Source organism: Methyloglobulus morosus KoM1 (assembly GCF_000496735.2).
GTDB classification, from domain to species: Bacteria; Pseudomonadota; Gammaproteobacteria; order Methylococcales; family Methylomonadaceae; genus Methyloglobulus; species Methyloglobulus morosus.
On the sequence record NZ_AYLO01000008.1, the window covers coordinates 38,272 to 54,102 of the forward strand.

A 15,831-nucleotide genomic window follows, 5' to 3' on the forward strand; every position below is an offset into this window, starting at 1 on the left:
TTTAACGAAAGACAAAAACCGCTGATTATGGGCATTTTAAATGTAACCCCTGACAGCTTTTCCGACGGCGGCCAATATGTCCGCACCGATGCGGCAGTACGACAAGTTGGACGCATGTTGGCGGAAGGGGCCGATATCATCGACATCGGCGGCGAATCCACACGCCCTGGCTCTGGCCCGATCAGTTCGGAGGAGCAAGTGCGGCGCGTCATTCCTATTATCCTCGCCATTCGCAAACAGTTCACCAATGACAGGCTGATTAGCATCGATACAACCCTAAGCCCCGTGGCAGAAGCCGCATTAGATGCAGGCGCCAATCTTATTAACGATGTCTCGGCGGGGCAGGATGACCCCGATATTCTAGCTTTGGCCGCCAAAAGGTCAGTCCCTATCATCCTTATGCATAGGTTAGGAACGTCGCTTACGATGCAGGATAACCCTCATTACGATAAGGTGGTATCGGAAATCCTTGATTTTCTACAATCAAGGGTTTCTGCTGCCCTAGCGGCGGGCATTCATAAAGAAAATATCTTAATCGACCCTGGCATTGGCTTTGGTAAGCGCAGGCAAGATAACCTCGATTTATTGGCAAATCTTGATAAATTCGTCGAACTCGGATTCCCCGTGCTGTTGGGGACAAGCCGCAAACGGTTTATGGGCGCGATCTGCAATGTCGCCGAGCCTTCCGAACTGGTCACCGCAACCGCCGTCACCACTGCACTAGGCGTAATGGCAGGCGTAAAGCTGTTTCGGGTACATGATGTGAAGGAAAATCGGCAAGCAGCAGATGTGGCTTGGGCGATTAAGCAGAGCCTTTAACTCAAAACAACCGAATGCACCCAGAACTGGTTAAACTGGAACAAAGCTTCGGCTTATCCGTCCTGACTAAAATTGACGATCCCCTCCTGGATGATTATCAAGTCAGCTTATGGATAAAACGGGACGACCTGTTGCATCCTATAATTTCCGGCAACAAATGGCGTAAGCTCAAATACAACCTGGATCATGCCTTGTCTTTAGGCGCGGACACCCTGATCAGCATGGGTGGCACCTATTCAAACCACCTGCACGCCTTGGCGTATACGGGCAAAATCCTCGGGCTGAAAACCATTGGCATCATTCGCGGCGAAAAACCGGCCCTGTTAACCCCTACCCTGCAAGATATGCAGAATTGGGGCATGGAGCTTAGGTTTATCTCCCGCACAGAATTTCGGCATTACAGAAATTATAGGGATTGGCAAGACTTGCCCGACATCAAGCCCAACGAATTTTGGCTACCGGAAGGCGGGGCAAACCACCTTGCACTCAAAGGCATGGCTGAATTGGTCAATGAAATTGACATTGAATACGACACCTTATGCGTAGCATGTGGAACGGGCGTAACCTTAGCCGGCTTAATCGATGCCGTTCCTGGACGACAATCCGCATTAGGTTTCGCCGCATTAAAACACGCCGATTTTTTACAGCCTGACGTGAAATCTTTATTGTCAAAAAACAGTAATAATTGGGAAATAATTCTGGATTATCATTGTGGTGGATTTGCCAACACTAGCCTAGAATTAACGTCATTTATGCATGCCTTTACGCAAAAAACATCCATCCCTCTAGATCCCGTGTACACCGGAAAAATGTTGTACGGCCTCTATGACCTGATTGCAAAAGGCTATTTTAAGCCGGGACAGCGTATTATTGCGTTGCATACAGGAGGATTACAAGGAAACCGGGGCTACGCCTGATGCAAAGAATATTAGAACTTGAGTTAATGGAAGACGTGGACCAAGTGATCGCTTATGCGCAAGCTGATTTTGAAAAGCCGCATAATGATTTTTTACAACGACTTAAAACCTTTGTAAATGAACCGACATTCAATGGCAAGGCGCTGGATTTAGGCTGCGGCTCAGGGGACATCAGCCGACGATTTGCTTCAGCTTTCCCATTTAGTAAAATTGATGCTGTTGACGGCTCCAAACCCATGATAGATTATGCGTTAAATTCGATTGATCCTGTGTTACAACTTAGACTTAACTTCATACACGGCAAGTTACCTGATACCGTATTACCCGAATCCAGTTACGACATTATTTTCAGCAACAGTTTGTTACATCACTTACCGAATCCGCAAGTGCTTTGGCAACTCATCAAAAAGTGTTCAGCACCCGGTACGCGCATAGTTGTGATGGATTTGCTTAGGCCCGTTTCAAAAAAAATGGCAAAAACGCTAGTGGAAATGTACGCTATAGACGAACCGAAAATATTGCAGCGGGATTTTTATAATTCCTTGTTGGCGGCATTTAGCCTTGAAGAAATCGACAAGCAATTGGCTTTTGCAGAGTTACCGCTAGCTATCGAACAAGTCAGCGACCGGCATGTTTTTTTATCGGGCATTGCAAACTGATGGGCAATTTATGGCAAACCTGACTGTAGCACCGAAAGAGACATTACAGATTATCGACCTGCAAAGGCCGGAATTCTATATCAACCGTGAACTCAGCCTACTGGAGTTCAACAAACGCGTATTGGCACAAGCGAAAGATGAAAACGTCCCATTACTGGAGCGGCTAAATTACCTGTGCATCTCGTGCTCCAATCTCGATGAATTCTACGAAGTCCGGGTTGCTGGCGTTATCCAGATGGAGGCGATAGACCCCAAAGCGACTGGGCAGGATGGCTTAAACCCCCATGAACAGTTAGAGCTGATTTCCGTTAACGCCCATGAATTGGTGACTGAGCAATATCGGGTACTCAATGAACTATTGATCCCTAAACTTAAACAAGAAAATATCCGCTTTATTCGTCGCACTGACTGGACGGAAGCGCAACATCAATGGCTGCAAACGTACTTCAGCGATCAGTTGTTGCCTATTTTATCCCCCGTCGGATTAGATTCCGCCCATCCTTTCCCCCGGATATTAAACAAGAGCTTAAACTTCATCATCTCGTTGACGGGCAAGGATGCGTTTGGCCGCAACAGTGGACGCGCTATTTTGCAAGCCCCCCGATCATTGCCGCGCATCATTCAATTTCCTGCAGAAGAAACCCAAAGTGGGCCTACCGATTTCGTGTTCTTGTCGTCGATTATCCATGCTTTTGTGGGCGAGCTGTTTAATGGTATGCATGTTAAGGGCTGCTATCAATTCAGGGTAACGCGAAACAGTGATTTTTTTGTTGATGACGATGCTATAGACGACTTACTGCTCGCAGTGCAAGGCGAATTGGCCACGCGCAATTACGGGGACGAAGTGCGCCTGGAGATTGATGCCAATTGCCCCGATGAAACGGTCAGTTTCTTACTTGACCGCTTTGAAATGACCAAGGATCGGCTGTTCTTGGTGGATGGCCCTGTCAACCTTAACCGCTTACAGGAAATTATTGCGCTGGTAGGTCGTCCAGACTTGAAATTTGCGTCTTTCAAGCCGACGACCCCTTTACAATTCAGCCGAAACACCGACATTTTTGCAGTTATCAAAAAACAGGATATTTTACTGCACCATCCATTTGAATCCTTTTCGCCCGTCGTTGAGTTCCTTCGCCAAGCGGCAGTTGCGCCGGATGTGCTGGCAATCAAACAAACGCTTTACCGTACTGGTGCTGAATCACCGATAGTTAATGCCCTGATAAAAGCAGCGATGGCGGGGAAGGAAGTGACAGTTGTCATTGAACTCAGGGCGCGGTTTGACGAGAAAGACAATATCAGCTTGGCCGCCAAGCTCCAAGAAGCTGCCGTGCATGTCGTGTACGGCGTGGTCGGCTATAAAACCCACGCCAAAATGTGCCTGGTACTAAAGCGGGAAGGCAAAGAATTACGCAATTACGTGCACTTAGGTACGGGGAATTACCACCCCAAAACAGCGTTGCTGTATACGGATTATGGTTTATTTTCCTGCGATAAAGACCTGGGCGAAGATGTACGGCGGGTATTCGCACAATTGACCAGTTTAGGTAAAGTCAGTAAACTCAATAAATTGCTGCAATCTCCCTTTACCCTACACAGCGGCATTATCGAAAAGATTGAACGGGAAATTGCATACGCCCAGGCAGGTAAAGCCGCCAAAATCATCTTTAAGGCAAATGCCATCGTTGAAGAACAAATTATCCAGGCGTTGTACCGCGCTTCGCAAGCGGGCGTTAAAATAAAACTCATCATTCGCGGTATTTGTTGCCTTAAGCCAGGCATTCCAGGGGTATCGGAAAACATAGAAGTCCGTTCCATTATCGGCCGTTTCCTGGAACATGCCCGTGTCTATGCCTTTGCGAATGACGGTAACTGGGAAGTTTATGCTGCCAGCGCAGACTTGATGAACCGCAATATGTTCCAACGTGTGGAAGCTTGTTTTCCCATTGAAAGCAAACGCTTACATAATAGGATTTTGCATGACCTGGATACCTACCTAAGTGATAACAGCCAATCTTGGTCGCTACAAGCAAACGGGAGTTATAAACAAAATCATCGTAAAAGGAATGAAGCCGCCATCCAGGCACAGACAGTGCTTATGCAAGAGCTACAAAACCAGCCATGACACAAACCTGCGAAATCGCCCAACTGGGTGCAACAGTACTGCGGCAACAGGCTGAGATTGTCGAGCATGTCGATAATCCCGACATCCGGCAAATCATCAAAGCCATGCAAGCCGCCTTGGCGACGACCCAAGGTGTAGGGCTTGCCGCGCCGCAAATCAGCCAACTCAAGCGAATCATCATTGTTGCATCAAGGCCGACTGATCGTTATCCCAGCGCACCATTAATGCAGCCGACCGTTATGATCAATCCCGTGTTCGAACCCCTCTCGGATGAGAAAGAAAAAGACTGGGAAGGTTGCTTAAGCGTTCCCGGCATACGCGCCCTAGTGCCGCGCTTTAAATCCATTGAGGTAAAATATGCCGATGAGCAAGGCTACCGTATTGAAACGCAACTGGAAGGTTTTGTCGCCCGGATCTTCCAGCATGAGGCCGACCACCTGGAAGGCAAGATTTACCTGGATCGAGTGGAATGTTCAACAGACATTATCTCTGAAAGTGAGTATTTGAAACTGTTCCCTCATTGAAATTATTTTGGCTGACTGACGAAACCGCTTAACCCTACCCTATTGATAATACAGTTTATATTCCTCCGTCATGGCCTATTGCGACGATAGCCCTCACACTCACCGCAACTTCGAGTAAAATTACCCTAATATAGATTATTGCTTTATCAAGAGGAACTCATGAAGACAGCCTTTATAACTAGCGCACTGTTATTTGCTTCACTATTTTTTTTAGTTATCGCAGAAGCCGAAACATCGACTGATGAATGGCAAAATACGACTATTTCTGATGCCACCATCAAGAAAATCCAGGAAGCAAAATATGAATATAAAAAATGTATCGGTGGGCAAATGCAAAAAACCGCTTTTTTGGACATGGACAGCCGCAAAGCAACGGAAGAGATCTTAAAGCTGTGCGAACCCATGCTGGGTAAAATGCGCGAGACTTATTTGACAGAAAAAGTGCCTGCCGTGATGGCAGACCGCCATTTGCGGCAAGTCCGTATCCAGACGACCCGAAAATTGTTGCAGGAATTGATCTTTGCCCAAGCTGGCCGTGGCGCGGTAAAGCCATGACTTACATAGAGTCGTTAATGAGCACTTTCTCCGTCGATTTGACCTTAAGGCCGACCACATTTGACTTATGGCATGTGTGTTTGGCAGGTACCGTGGTGGCCTTGATGGCTGTTATCATCTTGCTACTGTTGTTGCTATTATTTAGCCGAAGCATGAATAAGACAGTAGCCGAACCCGCGACCGTCCAACCGATTCACGCACAACCCGCTGAACCTACGGTAAAAATTATCGAGAAAATCATAGAGGTCGAGAAAATCGTGCCTGCACCCACACCGGAACCTGTAGTCCTTAAGGAATACACGCCGGATGCCGCCCTGCAAGTATTGGGCTTGCTGCAAAAAGAAGCTCGGTTTATCGACTTCATCAAAGAAGACATCACGGCTTATAGTGATGCCGATATTGGTGTTGCCGCACGGGTGGTGCATGATGGCTGCAATAAGGCCCTCAATGCGCACTTCAGCCTTGCGCCTATCCGAACAGAGCAGGAAGGCAGCAATATTACCGTACCTGTCGGTTTTGATGCCACGGCGATTCGGTTGACCGGCAATATTGTGGGCGCTGCACCGTTTACTGGCAGCCTAGTCCATAAAGGATGGCAAGTGACTGAGGTGCGCTTACCCAAACTCACACAGGGACATAACCCCCATATTGTTGCGGCTGCAGAAATTGAATTGTAAGCATCGCTATTTTCACGCAATTCCATTCAACTAACTGCCATAATTTATTGATGAATAGCCCTATCAGACCAAAATATACCGTCGGAATTGATTTAGGCACCACGCATTGCGTCATGTCTTATGCCAATCTAGCCAGCTTGGAACAGGATGAATTTTCCCAACAAGTCATGCCGATTTCGCAGCTTACCGCTCCAGGCACGGTTGAAGACAAGCTCCAATTGCCTTCTTTTATCTATCAAGCCCATGCCGCAGAACTTGCCAATGGCGCAGCCATCCTGCCTTGGACGAGCAAACCGCAACATCTGGTGGGTGAAATTGCCCGTAATTTGGGCAGCAAGACCCCTATCCGCCTCGTGTCCAGTGCCAAAAGTTGGCTGTGCCATTCCGGTGTGGATTGCAAAGCGCCGATATTGCCGCCCGATGCGCCAGAAGAAGTCGAACGCATCTCGCCTTTTCAGGCGACCGTCGCTTATTTGCAGCACCTTAAAAGCGCGTGGCAGCACCAACACCCCGATGCGCCGCTGGAACAGCAAGATCTTGTGATTACCGTCCCCGCATCGTTTGATCCGGCAGCGCGGGAGCTCACTGTCGAAGCGGCTAGGACCGTTGGCTTAGGCCATGCCATCCTATTGGAAGAACCGCAAGCGGCATTTTATAGCTGGATTGAAAAAAGCAGCAAAGATTGGCGCAAGCAAGTTCATGTTGGGGATGTTATTCTTGTCATTGACATCGGCGGCGGCACGACCGACTTATCCTTAATCGCCGTCACAGAGAATGACGGCAACCTGGAGTTGACCCGTGTGGCGATTGGCGACCATATCCTGCTCGGCGGGGATAACATGGATTTGGCACTGGCCTATACCGTGAAAACCAAAGTCGAGACAGAAGAAAACCCTTTGCAACCCTGGCAATTTCAGGCATTGACCCATAGCTGCCGAGATGCGAAAGAAAAGCTGCTCAATAACATGACGATGGATGTCGCCCCCATAGTCATTGCGAATCGAGGTTCTTCGTTAATTGGCGGCACATTACGGACGGAACTGACCCGCGATGAAGTCAATAGCACCTTAGTGGAAGGCTTTTTGCCTATTGTTGCCTCCAATGCAAGGCCTGCAACTCGAGCCCGGACTGGATTGAGGACATCCGGCTTACCGTATGCCCAAGATGCGGGTATCACAAGGCATCTCGCCGCATTCCTGGCCAAACAGCAACATGCGACTGGCGAATTGGAAGGCATCAGGCTGACGGAAAATGCCACATTCATCCATCCTACCGCCGTGCTGTTTAATGGCGGCGTGTTAAAGGCGGATTCCTTGGCTGACCGGATGATGAGCGTATTGAATGGCTGGTTGCAAGCAGAGCAAGCCCCGCCAGCCAGGTTGTTGTCTGGAACTGACCTCGACCTAGCCGTTGCCAGGGGAGCGGCCTATTACGGCTTTGTCCGCAAAGGCAAGGGAGTACGCATTAAAGGTGGGGCTGCGGCTTCCTATTACGTCGGCATTGAGAGCGCCATGCCTTCTGTGCCGGGCATTCCGCCCGAAATCCAGGCCTTATGTATCGCTCCCTTTGGCATGGAAGAAGGCACACAGCAAGAGTTGCCCAATGAGGAATTCGGCTTAGTCATTGGTGAACCTGTCCGTTTCCGCTTTTTTGCATCGACCAGCCGTCGGTCAGACCGGGTTGGCACCCGCTTAAACCGCTGGAGTCGAGACGAACTGTCGGAACTGGCTGAAATCGAAATCACCTTAGCCAAAGAAGGCCGTAATGCCGGAGATATTGTTCCCGTCCATTTGTGCGCAGCCGTCACGGAAATCGGTACGCTCGAGCTGCAAGCCGTTTCCCAAAAAGATAACTCCCGTTGGAAGATTGAATTTGATGTCAGGTCGGGGGAATAAGCATCAAACGCCAGCATCCAACCCTGTCCGCAAGCATATCCAAGCAGTTTTAAGCAACCCGTGCAAAACCCATCTCCCCAATACCACGTCGGCATCGACCTGGGTACGACGCATACGGCGGTTGCTTATGCCAAAATCGGCAACCCGCAAGACATTCAGTTATTCCAGATTGAACAACTGACCGCGCCGGGGCAAGTCGAAGCGAAACCCTTATTGCCGTCAGCGCGTTATCATCCGGCTGAAAACGAACTTTCCGAAGCCGAACTTGTTTTTTCCCAATCCGGTACTCGCGCCGTTATCGGTGAAGCCGCACGATTGTTGGGCGCGAAGTCCAAAGGACGATTGGTGGCCAGCGCCAAAAGCTGGTTGTCACATCCCACGGTTGACCATCATGCCAAGATCCTGCCCTGGGGCAGTGATGAAAGCATCGAGAAAGTCTCCCCCATCGATGCCAGTGCCAGCTATCTCAGGCATATTTGCACCGTTTGGGGCATTCGCAACCCGAGCGCACCCTTAGAAAATCAGGATATTGTGATTACCGTGCCGGCTTCTTTTGATGAAGCCGCACGGTCGCTTACCCTGGAAGCGGCAAACCGGGCGGGACTCCATAGCGTCAGGCTGCTCGAAGAACCCCAGGCGGTCTGTTACGACTGGCTACGCCGCAACAGTGGCAATATCCATGACGCGCTGGAAAATATACAGTTGTTGTTAATCTGCGATGTAGGCGGCGGCACGACTGACCTGACATTAATAAAAGTCGAAAAACAGGGCCAAACTGATCCTAAGCTAACCCGGATTGCCGTGGGCGACCATATTTTACTGGGCGGGGACAACATTGATTTGGCCTTGGCGCATCTCGTCGAAAGTCGCTTGCAGTCAGGCCAGTCCCGCTTGTCTACGGCGGATTTTTCCCAGTTGAATGAACAATGCCGCACCACCAAGGAACACTTGCTGGCAGAAAATGCACCAGGACAAGTGACCATTACCTTATTGGGCGGCGGTTCCAAATTGATTGGGGGATCGCGCTCCGCCATTTTGACTCAGGACGATGTCAAACGAATCGCCTTGGACGGCTTCTTCCCGCTCACCCAATTAGACGACACGCCGGACAGGAAACGCAGCGGTGTGGTGGAATTTGGTTTGCCGTACGCGGCAGAACCGGCCATCAGCAAACATATCGCCGCGTTTTTAAACCTGCACAAACAGGCTGCCCTGGAGGCATTGCAAGGCACAGGGACAGTGCCCGATGCTATATTACTGAACGGCGGCCTCTTCCGCAGCCAAACGATCACCCAAAGAATCCTTGACCTATGCAATGCCTGGAGCCCAAAGCCCTTGGTCTTGCTTGAGAACGACTACCCTGATATTTCTGTGGCGTATGGCGCAGTCGGTTATGCCATCGCCAGACATGACAAAAAACTCAAAATTGGCGGCGGTGCGGCGCGGAGTTATTTTCTGTTGATCGACACAAACGTATCGGCGCAAGCACCGATCACGAAATCGCCTACGAAATACGGAGTTTGCGTACTGCCAAAAGGTAGTGCAGAAGGCAAGGAAATCATTTTGCATGACCGACGGTTCGCCTTACGTACCGGCACACCCGTCCGGTTTGACTTGGTTTCATATTCGGGCGACCAGCCCTTCAAACCTGGGGGCATTACCGAAATTAGCGATGACTTCCATGCCCTGCCCCCACTTGTCGTAGTGTTTGATACCGAGACCGCCCATCAAGACACCGAAACGGTTGTGCAGCTAGGTGTCACCCAAACCGATCTGGGAACGCTTAAAATTCAATGTATTGCAGTAAATGATGCGGCAAACCAGGAAACGGCAACACACCAAACGATAGGCGACAACCCACAACAACGCTGGGATGTGGAATTCCAAATCAGGAAACAAGACACTATCAGGACTCCGGTCAATACCGAATTACCCCCCCAATTCAATGCGGCTATCGAGCTAATACAGGCCGTATTCGGCACTAAATCCAAACAAATCAACCCAAACGCAGTCAAAAGCCTCCGTTCCGATCTCGAAAGGCTGCTGGGTGACCGCTCGCTATGGGATTCATCCTTGCTCAGGGCATTGTTTGCGGTATTGTGGGAAGGCCATAAATACCGTCGCCGTTCGGAACACCACGAACGGGTTTGGCTCAGCCTGATCGGCTTTTGCCTACGCCCTGGCTTTGGCTGCCCCCTGGACGACTGGCGCATCCAGCATCTGTGGCAACTCTATCCCCAAGGCATCCAATTCATCAACAGCAATCAAAACTGGAGCGAATGGTGGACACTCTGGCGGCGCATAGCCGGCGGCTTGGATGTTGTTACCCAAGAACGGGTTTTTGCCGACATTGCTAACTATATTAACCCCGCTGCAAGTAGGCAACCTAACATTGCCAAGCAAGCCAAACAGCGCAGTTATGACGATATGGTCATGCTTGCCGCCGTTCTCGAACGCTTGCCGATTGCCAAAAAAATAGGCCTTGGCGAATGGCTAATCAAACGATTGGGGAAAGCGAATGAATCCCAACAGACATGGTGGGCCGTAGGCCGCGTGGGTGCACGTATCCCTTTTTATGGCAATAGCCATGATGTGATTCCAACCGCTACCATTGAAAAATGGTTGGACCTCTTGTTAGTGCAAGACTGGAAAAAGAATCGGCAGGCAGCTTTCGCCGCCATGCTGTTAAGCCGTAAAAGTGGCGATCGTGTCCGTGATATTGATGAACCGCTCAGCATGAAAATTATTGATAAGCTAAAAATAAGCAAAACGCCTTATGCTTGGCTAGAAATGGTTGAGCATTATAAAAAGCTCGATGAAAAAGATGAGGCCCAGTTTTATGGAGAAGCGTTACCGCCGGGATTAAAACTGATACACACGAACTCCGCGTATTGACTAGCCTTGGTTAAAGTGTATAACCAGAAGGTAACACCGCATTTTTGGTTGTTGCGATGGTTTACCTCAATTTACTGACAGCTAATTGAAATATAGGTAATACCACTTATTGTGAAGGGCTGGAAGTTTACGTAAGCTATTGCTTAAGATTACTAAAGCATTCGTTAACTACGTCTCCAGCGCTATTTTTTATAGATGCCGTTACTTTTTTTAAGGCACAAGCTATAGTTGTAACCAAATGGACTTAACATGCCTATCAATCCGGCCATTTTGGTTATTTTTTAGCATGTTTTTTTAAGACTTAGTATAGAAATGCGCTACGCGTTCGGCAATTGGAAAGAAAGCCTATACTTCTTTGAATATAGTCTGTGTTTAACTCATCTTTTATGACTGGTTTGTCGAACTAGAATTATGTACACAAATTTTTTTGGCCTGACAAAAAAACCATTTTCGCTCAGCCCTGACCCCAGTTTTCTCTACTTAAGCCCCAATCATAAGAAAGCGCTGACTACCCTGAGATATGGTTTAGTAAGCCAAGCCAGTATAACCGTCATTACTGGAGAGATTGGCTCGGGCAAGACTACCTTAATCATGGCAGTTTTGGAAAAAGTCCAGAACCAATGCACTGTCGGCTTGATCACCAATACCCACAGTGCATTTGGCGACCTGTTGACCTGGGTTTTGGCTTCGTTCGACATCCCCCATGAGTCCAAAAATAAGGCCGAACGCTACCAGATTTTTACCCGATTCCTGGCCGAAGAACATAAAAAGCAACGTCGCGTCATTTTGATCGTCGATGAAGCTCAAAACATGGACATTGAAACATTGGAGGAGCTAAGGCTGCTCTCCAACATCAACGTAGCGGATCAAATCAAATTACAAATGATTTTGGTCGGACAACCTGAGCTGGTCGACAAACTGAACCAACCGGAACTCGTCCAATTTGCACAGCGTATCTCTATTGAATACCATCTGAAACCGCTCAATTTCGAAGAAACGCGAAACTACATCGCACACCGTTTATTGATAGCCGGTGTCAATTCCACGATCTTTAATGAGGCGGCATTAGCGGCAATATATTTTTACACTGAAGGCGTGCCGCGCCTGATCAACAACATCTGTGACTTGGCAATGGTTTTTGCCTTTGCGGCGGAAACCAAAAAGATAGGCTGGAAAACCATTACCGAAGTGGTAAACGAAAGAAAAACAGGGGGTATCAGGCGTTTTAAAGGGACTATTTCGACAGAACCCACCTTGATGGATCGAGCAACAGAAGCCGAGCGTCTACGCAGGGATATTTTGGACAAGACCAAAATCGATATTTCAAGGTCGCTTTGAGAGCAGCGTAAGCACGTACATAATCAACACATGGCCTTTGTGTTGGGCTTGCAGAAACCCATAAAACTTCCCTACTATTTGTCGGCTTTTTGGTCAGGCAACTTCCTTTTTTAGCACAGGCACGGCACTGATCAACTTTTTGGTGTAAGCGTGTTGGGGCTTGAAAAGCACCTGCCCGACACTACCTTGCTCTATTATTTTTCCTTGATACATGACGGCTACGTCATCCGCTATTTCGGCTACAACGGCGAGATCATGGGTAATAAACAAATAGCTGATACCCTGCTCCTTCTGCAGATCCTTTAATAGCCGGATTACCTGCGCCTGCACAGAGACATCCAGCGCACTCGTCGGCTCATCGCACACGATCAGTTTTGGCCTTACCGCCAAGGCACGGGCGATACAAATCCGCTGCCGTTGCCCACCGGAAAATTCATGCGGGTAACGCAATGCGGCATCTTCGGGCAAACCGACTTGCTGCAGCAATTGCCGTACACGTCCCTTGCACTCAACGGCGTCAATATCTGGATGCAGCGCACCGATGCCTTCTGCAATAATATCGCCTACCAGCATTCTGGGATTCATCGAAGAAAACGGATCTTGGAATACAATCTGTATATTGGCGCGTTGTCTCCTTAACAATTCGCCTTGTAAGCCGTCCAAATCCAAGCCGTCAATCTTGACCGACCCAAAACTGCCTGGGATCAAATTGAGCAAACCTTTTCCCAAGGTCGTCTTGCCGCAACCGGATTCACCGACCAAGGCCAGCGTCTTGCCTTGCTGGATAGTAAGGCTTACCCCGTCCACAGCGCGCACATAACCTACGATGCGCTTGAATAAGCCTTTACGTATCGGATAATGGCAATGAAAATTGTCCACTTGAAGCAAAGGCGGCTTTTCTTCGGGGCAACGGTTCAAGCCGCTTTGCATGGATGGCAGGGCAGCTAGCAACTTACGGGTGTAAGGGTGCTGGGCTTGCGTAAATAAGTCCGATGAAGAGCTAGATTCAACAATTTTACCGTGTTGCATCACGGCGACCCGATCCGCCATCGTGGAAACCAGCGCAAGATCGTGGCTAATAAGCCACAGTGCCATGCCAGTTTGCTGTTGGATGCTTTTCAGTAAGGCCAATATTTGCGCCTGGATCGTCACATCCAGCGATGTCGTCGGCTCATCCGCAATCAGCAAATCCGGCTTGCCTGCCAAGGCAATCGCTATCATCACCCGTTGCCGCTGGCCGCCGGACAATTGGTGGGGAAAGTCCTTTATCCGCTGCTGCGGCTCCGGCAGTTCAACTTGCTGCAACAATTCCAATACACGCCGCTGTACCCCATTATTGGACAGGGGAAAGTGTTGTCGGACGGCTTCTGCAACTTGGTCGCCTATGGTCATGACTGGATTCAGCGATGACATGGGATCCTGAAAAATCAAGCCGATACGACGACCACGGATCTTGCACAATTCCAATTCGGACAGCTTTAATAAGTTTTCGCCTTGCAAGCTAATCGACGCGGCATTGAGAGTAGCGTTATTGGGCAGCAATCTAAGTACCGACAAAGCCGTAATCGATTTCCCAGAACCCGACTCGCCGACGAGGGCGAATGTTTCCCCCGCATAAAGTGTAAAGCTGATGTCATCGACAACCGGTTGGGATCGGCCAAAACGGACACTCAAATTTTCGACGGAAAGCAATGGCTCAGTCATAGTGTTATTTTCAGTATTTAACGCCATCCAGCTAACCGTTGTGTATGGTCTTTCAGTTCTTGCCAAACCATTTCATATTCGTTATGCGTAAGCACTGCTTCGACGATGCAAGTGATACCAATCCCAATAAATTTTTATTTGAATTCCCCTCATCCTGACCTTCTCCCTCTGGAGAAGGAATAATACGAGAATTTATTGGGATTGGTATGATTACCACACCTTGCCCATCTTCACTAGTACGCGTGACCAGAAAATGTTTTTCCTTATCTTGTGGTGTGACCGCCGTCCATTTGCTCAACAACAATTTAGCGGGATTTATTCGATTGCCCGTCGGTTTATTTAAAGCTTTCATTGCCCGCGCTCCTCGGATCAAACGCATCCTGCACGACATCGGCAAACAAATTGGCCGCCAATACCAGGGCAAACATAAATACGAAGGCAGCGGACAATGACCACCACACGACAGGTTCGCGTGCCATTTCCAGGCGCGCGCCGTTAATCATATTGCCCCAACTATAAGTCGTAGGATCAACACCAATATTGATATACGACAGCACGGCTTCCGCCAATACCAAGGAACTGAAATCCAGCACGACGGAAATCAATACGATGTGCATCACATTAGGCAAAATATGGCGCAGCAAAATGGCATGTTGCTTCACACCCAATGCGTAGGCAGCTTGCACATATTCCATTTCCCTCAGCTTTAAGGTCTCCGCCCTGAGCAAACGACATAAGCCCGTCCAACTGGTCACGCCTAAAATCATGCACAGGAACAGCAAGCGCATATCGGCACGGACAATCACACTGGTAAATGCGGACTCATGGTTTGCCATGTACACTTGCACCATCAATACCGATGCCGCTATCAGCAATACGCCGGGGATGGAATTAAGCGTGGTGTAGAGGTATTGGATGACATCATCCACCCAACCCCGAAAAAATCCGGCCAGGATGCCGAACAAGATCGCCAAGGGCAACATGATAAGCGTGGTCAGCGTACCAATGACCAAGCCGGTACGGATACTTTTAACGGCTTGGTAAAAGACATCTTCACCCACTTTATCTGTCCCTAACACATGATAATAAAGTGACAGGTAGCTAAAAATTGCGCTTATCACGATAAGCGTGAATAGGGTTAACATGACGGGGCGTAAGGCAAAAAACGCGGGCGTTGCCCCATATCGCAAATAGCTTATGACGGCCGATAAGAGCAAAAAGACAATGAAAAAAGCCACACCCAGCAAGAAACCGAGCCCTGCTTTTTGCAAAATATCGCCCAGCTTCCCTTTTCCTGGATCGGCCAAATGCTTGCCGCCATACACCAGTCGCGGATAATCCCAAACCCTATCACCGTCTTTTGCTATCATCTCCTTGCTGTACAAAGTTGTGGCAAACGGCGCGGAATAAGTCTTCTCGGACTGCTCCCGCAATGGGGTAGCGCAGTAGTCCAGCAGGCTGATAATCTCGTTGCTCCCTTCTTGCTTCGGCTTGAAATGAAGCGAATCGAGCAGGCCGACCAACAGGAAGAACAGCAACACCACCAAGGACACCATGCCCACGTTGCTGCGGGCTATCTTATTGAGCGGACGTTGGATATGCGGTTTGTCGTGCAGGTAAAACCCGATACTGACCGATGCCAGCAATAACAGGAATATCAACGCGTCGGTCCACAATAAGGTCATGGCAGGAGTTTCAACTTAATTTGCTAGACGGGTTCAATAAC

The 15,831-nt window shown here is 49.0% G+C and carries 13 protein-coding genes; 10 read left to right on the forward strand and 3 right to left on the reverse strand.

The window, feature by feature from the left end; all coding sequences use genetic code 11:
* The first annotated feature begins 27 nt into the window (after window positions 1-27).
* The 10 genes from folP to MGMO_RS00990 all read left to right on the forward strand — a co-directional run bounded on the left by folP (window position 28) and on the right by MGMO_RS00990 (window position 12,401).
* Complete coding sequence (folP, locus tag MGMO_RS00945; RefSeq protein WP_036306438.1) at window positions 28-819, forward strand: dihydropteroate synthase; 792 nt, start codon at window positions 28-30, stop codon at window positions 817-819.
* A 14-nt stretch (window positions 820-833) separates the two neighbouring features.
* Complete coding sequence (locus tag MGMO_RS00950; protein ID WP_023493131.1) at window positions 834-1,736, forward strand: 1-aminocyclopropane-1-carboxylate deaminase/D-cysteine desulfhydrase; 903 nt, start codon at window positions 834-836, stop codon at window positions 1,734-1,736.
* Window positions 1,736-2,395, forward strand: a complete 660-nt coding sequence (locus MGMO_RS00955) for a class I SAM-dependent methyltransferase (RefSeq protein ID WP_023493132.1) — start codon at window positions 1,736-1,738, stop codon at window positions 2,393-2,395. Before MGMO_RS00950 ends, MGMO_RS00955 begins: the two co-directional genes overlap by 1 nt.
* 10 nt (window positions 2,396-2,405) lie before the next feature.
* Window positions 2,406-4,517: a polyphosphate kinase 1 gene (gene ppk1, locus MGMO_RS00960; protein ID WP_036306439.1), complete on the forward strand. Its 2,112-nt coding sequence runs from the start codon at window positions 2,406-2,408 to the stop codon at window positions 4,515-4,517.
* Window positions 4,514-5,041, forward strand: a complete 528-nt coding sequence (gene def / locus MGMO_RS00965; RefSeq protein ID WP_023493134.1) for a peptide deformylase — start codon at window positions 4,514-4,516, stop codon at window positions 5,039-5,041. Before ppk1 ends, def begins: the two co-directional genes overlap by 4 nt.
* 159 nt (window positions 5,042-5,200) lie before the next feature.
* Complete coding sequence (locus MGMO_RS00970) at window positions 5,201-5,596, forward strand: hypothetical protein (protein WP_023493135.1); 396 nt, start codon at window positions 5,201-5,203, stop codon at window positions 5,594-5,596.
* Window positions 5,593-6,273 (forward strand): DUF2760 domain-containing protein, encoded by a 681-nt coding sequence (locus MGMO_RS00975; RefSeq protein ID WP_023493136.1) that lies wholly within the window; start codon window positions 5,593-5,595, stop codon window positions 6,271-6,273. Before MGMO_RS00970 ends, MGMO_RS00975 begins: the two co-directional genes overlap by 4 nt.
* A 50-nt stretch (window positions 6,274-6,323) precedes the next feature.
* Window positions 6,324-8,168, forward strand: a complete 1,845-nt coding sequence (locus MGMO_RS00980) for an Hsp70 family protein (protein ID WP_023493137.1) — start codon at window positions 6,324-6,326, stop codon at window positions 8,166-8,168.
* 60 nt (window positions 8,169-8,228) lie between these two features.
* Window positions 8,229-11,063, forward strand: a complete 2,835-nt coding sequence (locus MGMO_RS00985) for an Hsp70 family protein (RefSeq protein ID WP_023493138.1) — start codon at window positions 8,229-8,231, stop codon at window positions 11,061-11,063.
* A gap of 411 nt (window positions 11,064-11,474) precedes the next feature.
* The gene (locus MGMO_RS00990; protein WP_023493139.1) at window positions 11,475-12,401 is read left to right on the forward strand and encodes an ExeA family protein; all 927 of its coding nucleotides are present in this window, start codon (window positions 11,475-11,477) and stop codon (window positions 12,399-12,401) included.
* A gap of 93 nt (window positions 12,402-12,494) precedes the next feature.
* On the opposite strand, the gene MGMO_RS00995 is transcribed toward MGMO_RS00990, so the two are convergent.
* Genes MGMO_RS00995 through MGMO_RS01005 form a run of 3 tightly spaced genes read right to left on the reverse strand, consistent with a single transcriptional unit; the run spans window position 12,495 to window position 15,790 of the window.
* Entirely contained in the window at window positions 12,495-14,105 is a 1,611-nt protein-coding gene (locus MGMO_RS00995; RefSeq protein WP_036306440.1) for an ABC transporter ATP-binding protein, read from the reverse strand.
* Window positions 14,106-14,157: 52 nt separating this feature from the next.
* Window positions 14,158-14,457, reverse strand: coding sequence for a TIGR02450 family Trp-rich protein (locus MGMO_RS01000; RefSeq protein WP_023493141.1), 300 nt, complete (start codon window positions 14,455-14,457; stop codon window positions 14,158-14,160).
* Entirely contained in the window at window positions 14,441-15,790 is a 1,350-nt protein-coding gene (locus MGMO_RS01005; protein WP_023493142.1) for an ABC transporter permease, read from the reverse strand. Before MGMO_RS01005 ends, MGMO_RS01000 begins: the two co-directional genes overlap by 17 nt.
* Between the last annotated feature and the right edge of the window lie 41 nt (window positions 15,791-15,831).

Excerpts from the sequence above, each read along its gene's own strand:
- folP (WP_036306438.1), top strand. The coding sequence starts at position 28 with ATGGGCATTTTAAATGTAACCCCTGACAGCTTTTCCGACGGCGGCCAA.
- MGMO_RS00950 (WP_023493131.1), top strand. The coding sequence starts at position 834 with ATGCACCCAGAACTGGTTAAACTGGAACAAAGCTTCGGCTTATCCGTC.
- MGMO_RS00955 (WP_023493132.1), top strand. The coding sequence starts at position 1,736 with ATGCAAAGAATATTAGAACTTGAGTTAATGGAAGACGTGGACCAAGTG.
- ppk1 (WP_036306439.1), top strand. The coding sequence starts at position 2,406 with ATGGCAAACCTGACTGTAGCACCGAAAGAGACATTACAGATTATCGAC.
- def (WP_023493134.1), top strand. The coding sequence starts at position 4,514 with ATGACACAAACCTGCGAAATCGCCCAACTGGGTGCAACAGTACTGCGG.
- MGMO_RS00970 (WP_023493135.1), top strand. The coding sequence starts at position 5,201 with ATGAAGACAGCCTTTATAACTAGCGCACTGTTATTTGCTTCACTATTT.
- MGMO_RS00975 (WP_023493136.1), top strand. The coding sequence starts at position 5,593 with ATGACTTACATAGAGTCGTTAATGAGCACTTTCTCCGTCGATTTGACC.
- MGMO_RS00980 (WP_023493137.1), top strand. The coding sequence starts at position 6,324 with ATGAATAGCCCTATCAGACCAAAATATACCGTCGGAATTGATTTAGGC.
- MGMO_RS00990 (WP_023493139.1), top strand. The coding sequence starts at position 11,475 with ATGTACACAAATTTTTTTGGCCTGACAAAAAAACCATTTTCGCTCAGC.
- MGMO_RS00995 (WP_036306440.1), bottom strand. The coding sequence starts at position 14,105 with ATGACTGAGCCATTGCTTTCCGTCGAAAATTTGAGTGTCCGTTTTGGC.
- MGMO_RS01000 (WP_023493141.1), bottom strand. The coding sequence starts at position 14,457 with ATGAAAGCTTTAAATAAACCGACGGGCAATCGAATAAATCCCGCTAAA.
- MGMO_RS01005 (WP_023493142.1), bottom strand. The coding sequence starts at position 15,790 with ATGACCTTATTGTGGACCGACGCGTTGATATTCCTGTTATTGCTGGCA.